At 63.7% G+C, this 4,114-nt stretch carries 5 protein-coding genes, 2 tRNA genes and 1 pseudogene; 7 read left to right on the top strand and 1 reads right to left on the bottom strand.

What is annotated here, in order from left to right:
* The 7 genes from GM672_RS27230 to GM672_RS27200 form a co-directional block, all read left to right on the top strand.
* A partial coding sequence (locus GM672_RS27230) for a cytochrome c oxidase subunit 3 (protein WP_211517451.1) occupies window positions 1-364 on the top strand: 364 nt, incomplete at its 5' end.
* Window positions 365-492: 128 nt separating this feature from the next.
* Window positions 493-1,122: a heme-copper oxidase subunit III family protein gene (locus GM672_RS27225; RefSeq protein ID WP_155473627.1), complete on the top strand. Its 630-nt coding sequence runs from the start codon at window positions 493-495 to the stop codon at window positions 1,120-1,122.
* Between the two features lie 7 nt (window positions 1,123-1,129).
* Window positions 1,130-1,486, top strand: a complete 357-nt coding sequence (locus GM672_RS27220) for a cytochrome C oxidase subunit IV family protein (protein ID WP_155473626.1) — start codon at window positions 1,130-1,132, stop codon at window positions 1,484-1,486.
* A 155-nt stretch (window positions 1,487-1,641) separates the two neighbouring features.
* Window positions 1,642-1,717: transfer RNA gene (locus GM672_RS27215), tRNA-Glu, on the top strand.
* Between the two features lie 65 nt (window positions 1,718-1,782).
* A tRNA-Glu gene (locus GM672_RS27210) sits at window positions 1,783-1,858 on the top strand.
* Window positions 1,859-1,957: 99 nt separating this feature from the next.
* Entirely contained in the window at window positions 1,958-3,139 is a 1,182-nt protein-coding gene (gene earP, locus GM672_RS27205; RefSeq protein WP_155473625.1) for an elongation factor P maturation arginine rhamnosyltransferase EarP, read from the top strand.
* A gap of 67 nt (window positions 3,140-3,206) precedes the next feature.
* Window positions 3,207-3,782, top strand: coding sequence for an elongation factor P (locus GM672_RS27200; RefSeq protein WP_155473624.1), 576 nt, complete (start codon window positions 3,207-3,209; stop codon window positions 3,780-3,782).
* A gap of 87 nt (window positions 3,783-3,869) precedes the next feature.
* Here GM672_RS27200 and GM672_RS27195 read toward each other — a convergent pair.
* Window positions 3,870-4,114 (bottom strand): annotated as a pseudogene (locus tag GM672_RS27195) (IS1595 family transposase); the annotation flags it as partial.

Here is a 4,114-nt window from a genome sequence, read left to right as displayed (position 1 = left end):
GCACTGGTGCGTGGTGGGCTGGCTGGCCTCGCTCGCCTTCGTTGCCAGCCAGCTGGGCGGCTGGGTGGCCATGGCGGCGCAGGGCTGGCTGCCGGCCGGCACGCCGGGCGCGGCCTTCTTCTACATGCTGACGGGCCTGCACGGCGTGCATGTGCTGGGCGGCATGGCGGCAGCGGCCATCGTCACGCCCAGGCTGGCGCGACCCGGCAGCACGCCAGCCTGGCGCAGCCTCGCCACGCGGCTGTGTGCCCAGTACTGGCACTTGCTGCTGGCCCTGTGGCTCGCCCTGTTCGCACTGCTGTTCACCGTCACGCCCGAACTGGTGCGCGACGTGTGCGGCACGCTCGGCATACCGGTGAGGTGAGCATGTCCGCCACGATAGACCAGTCCGCCACGAATCCGGCAGCGCGCCAACCCGGCGAAGGAGCGGGGCAGGGCGACGCCAGCCACGCCGCTGCCGTGCATGCCGATACAGCCGCGGGCCTGCGCGGCATGGCCGCGGACCTGTCCGGCGACCGCCAGATGTTCCAGGTACCGTGGGGCAAGGCGATGATGTGGATTTTCCTCCTCAGCGACACCTTTATCTTCGGCAGTTTCCTCACGGGCTATATGTCCGTGCGCATGTCGGCCACGACGACGTGGCCGAACCCCAGCGAAGTGTTCGCGCTGACGATTGCCGGCCAGACCTTGCCGCTGATCCTGATCGCCATCATGACCTTCGTGCTGATCACCAGCAGCGGCACGATGGCCATGGCCGTCAACTTCGCCTACCGCCGCGAGCGGCGCAAGTGCGCCGTGCTGATGATGGCGACGGCCTTGCTGGGCGCCGTCTTTGTCGGCATGCAGGCCTTCGAATGGAGCAAGCTGATCGCCGAGGGGGTGCGGCCCTGGGGCAATCCTATGGGCTCGGCGCAGTTCGGCGCCAGCTTCTTCATGATCACGGGCTTCCACGGCATGCACGTGTCCGCCGGCGTGCTGTACCTGTTCGTCGTTGCCCGTCGCGTGCTGGCGGGGCGCTACGAACGGTCGGGCAATTACGACATCGTCGAAATTGCCGGCCAGTACTGGCACTTCGTCGACCTGGTGTGGGTCTTCATTTTCGCGCTGTTCTACCTGTGGTGAGGTGCCCATGCAAACGGAAGCGATCGCGGCGCAAGGCCAGCCCCAACAACAAGAACGCCAGCAACACCAGCAGCACCCCATCGGCCTGTACTTCAAGGTGTGGGGCCTGCTGTTCGTGCTCAGCGCTATGTCGTATATGGTGGACCTGTTCCAGCTGCAGGGCCTGCTGCGCTGGACCCTGATCATCGTGCTGATGTTCGCCAAGGCGGCCCTCATCGTGGCCGTGTTCATGCACCTGCGCTGGGAACGCCTGGTGCTGGTCTGCGTCGTCATTGTTCCGCCCGCCGCGCTGCTGGTGCTGGCCGCATTGATGGTGGCCGAGTCCGATTATGTGTTCGCTACGCGCATGCTGTATTTCCGTTGACGGCAGGGCATGCGCTGCGCGGAACGTCGCGCCGACGCGACAGCGCGCGGGCCATGCCGGCACTATGAGGCGCAATAGGTATTGCAGGACGGCACACGTTTCGCCCTTGTAACGCCATCTGGCCCGGTGCTATAATTCGCGCACGCTTTTACGACGTCCCCATCGTCTAGAGGCCTAGGACATCACCCTTTCACGGTGAGTACCGGGGTTCGAATCCCCGTGGGGACGCCAAGGTTTGCACGCACTGCGCAGTAGCGCGGCAGCGCCAGGCAAGCACCGAAGTAAAAGAGTCCAGGGTCCCCATCGTCTAGAGGCCTAGGACATCACCCTTTCACGGTGAGTACCGGGGTTCGAATCCCCGTGGGGACGCCACAGATACCGCAAGTTCGTGCTTGCCCGCAAAGCCGCCTGGTCTCCAGTGCGGCTTTTTTGTATTTCGCCGGTACACAGTTCGCCAACTCGTCAGCCCATATGCCAACCCAGCACGCATCACCCAGCCCCGCCACCACCCTCGCCATCTTTTGCAAGGTGGTCGACAACTTCGGCGACATCGGCATCTGCTGGCGCCTGTCGCGCCAGCTCGCCAGCGAGCGGGGCATCACTGTCACCCTGTGGGTCGACGACCTCGGCAGTTTCAAGCGCATCTGCCCCCGGCTCGACAGCGAAGCGGCCACGCAAACCGTCGAAGGCGTCACCGTGCGGCATTGGACGGACCAGGACGGCCAGTTCGCGCCGGAAGACGTGGCCGACATCGTCATCGAATTCTTCGCCGTCGATATCCCGCCCGGCTATGTGGAAGCGATGGCGCGCCGCGAGCCCCGGCCCGTGTGGCTGAACCTGGAGGGGTTGACGGCGGAAGACTGGGTCGAAGGCTGCCATACCTTGCCGTCGATGCACCCGCGCCTGCCGCTGACCAAGCACTTCTACTTCCCCGGCTTTAATGCGCGGACGGGCGGGCTGCCGCGCGAAGGGGGCCTGCTGGCCGAGCGCGATGCCTTCCAGGCGGACCCGGTCAACGCGGCGCGCTTCCTGGCCGGGCTGGGCGTGACCCCCGGCGAGATGGCGGCAACCAAGGTGTCGCTGTTCTGCTATCCCCATGCGCCCGTGTCCGCACTGCTCGATGCATGGCGCGACGGCGGCAGCGCCGTCACCTGCCTCGTGCCCGAAGGCGTGGCACGCGAGGCGGTGCAGGCCTTCCTCGGTGGTGACGCGCATGCCGGTGCGGCGCGCACGCAAGGCGCGCTGACGGTGCGCGTGTTGCCCTTCGTGCCCCAGTCCGATTACGACCGCCTGCTGTGGGCCTGCGACGTCAATTTCGTCCGGGGCGAGGATTCCTTCGTGCGGGCGCAATGGGCCGGCAAGCCTTTCGTGTGGCATATCTATCCGCAGGACGAGAACCTGCACCACAAGAAACTGCGGGCCTTCCTCGACGTGTATGCCCCTGATCTGCCCAGCCTGGTCGCCTTGTCATTGCGCTGGAACGGCGCTTCGCCGGCGGGTGGGGAAGATGCGGCCGACCTGGCCCACCTGTGGCAGGCCATGCATGCCGATGTTGAACGGCTGGTGGAACACGCCGCCGCATGGGAAGCGCGGATGTTGGAAATCGGCGACCTGGCCAATAATTTGCTCGAGTTCGCCCGCTCCCCGCGGTAGGCGTCGCCACCGGAACATGGTATGATGAGCGGTTACTGCAACCCATTTTTAGTGTAGACACTCACCTATGAAACCCGCAAAAGAAATTCGTGTTGGCAACATCATCATGGTTGACGCCAAGCCATTCATCGTGCTGCGTTCCGACGTCAACGGTTCGAGCCGCACGGGCTTCACCTACAAGTGGAAGATGAAGAATCTTCTGACGAACGCGCCGCTGGAGAACGTCTTCCGCGGCGACGACAAGTTCGACGTGGTCGTGCTGGACAAGAAGCCGGTGACCTACTCGTACTTCGCCGATCCCCTGTACGTCTTCATGGACGAAGAGTACAACCAGTTCGAGATCGAAGAAGAAAATCTGGGCGACGCGCTGAACTACCTGAAGGACGGCATGGAATGCGAAGCCGTCTTCTATGATGGCAAGGCCATTTCCGTCGAACTGCCGACCACCATCGTGCGCCAGATCGTGTACTCGGAGCCAGCCGTCAAGGGCAACACCTCCGGCAACGTGCTGAAGGAAGCCAAGATCGAGAACGCCATCGAATCGAAGCAGCACACCGTGCAAGTCCCGCTGTTCGTCAGCCAGGACGACTCGATCGAGATCGACACCCGCACCAACGAATACAAGCGCGTGATCCGCAACTAAATCGCCCGCCGTTCCCTGAAGAACGCTGCCTTGGCAGCGTTTTTTTTGGCGCTGTCACCCGGTCGCAGTGAACTGTCCATCCAGCATTCAACTTCCTGCCGGGAATAATGCAGCCCGTAAAAATTGCTGCGGCGTGCTCAGGTGTCGACAGTCGAGCCCGTGGATCCAGCCCAGGTAGTGGGGCAGGTAGCGGCTGGCCACGCCATGAAAGCGGATCAGCCAGGTCTTAAAGACGGCGTGATAGCGGTTCACGTTCTGGATGTGAATTTCCCCCAGCACCCGCTCGCCCTGGCGCAGGTTGACGGCCCGATGTGCAATACCGTGATCTTTCG

Origin of the sequence: Pseudoduganella buxea, from assembly GCF_009720835.1 — a bacterium.
GTDB classification, from domain to species: domain Bacteria; phylum Pseudomonadota; class Gammaproteobacteria; order Burkholderiales; family Burkholderiaceae_D; genus Rugamonas; species Rugamonas buxea.
This window is presented reverse-complemented; position numbering and strand designations above follow the sequence as displayed.

Bases quoted from the DNA above. Each gene is read 5' to 3' on its own strand.
- GM672_RS27225 (WP_155473627.1), top strand. From the start codon at position 493: ATGGCCGCGGACCTGTCCGGCGACCGCCAGATGTTCCAGGTACCGTGG.
- GM672_RS27220 (WP_155473626.1), top strand. From the start codon at position 1,130: ATGCAAACGGAAGCGATCGCGGCGCAAGGCCAGCCCCAACAACAAGAA.
- earP (WP_155473625.1), top strand. From the start codon at position 1,958: ATGCCAACCCAGCACGCATCACCCAGCCCCGCCACCACCCTCGCCATC.
- GM672_RS27200 (WP_155473624.1), top strand. From the start codon at position 3,207: ATGAAACCCGCAAAAGAAATTCGTGTTGGCAACATCATCATGGTTGAC.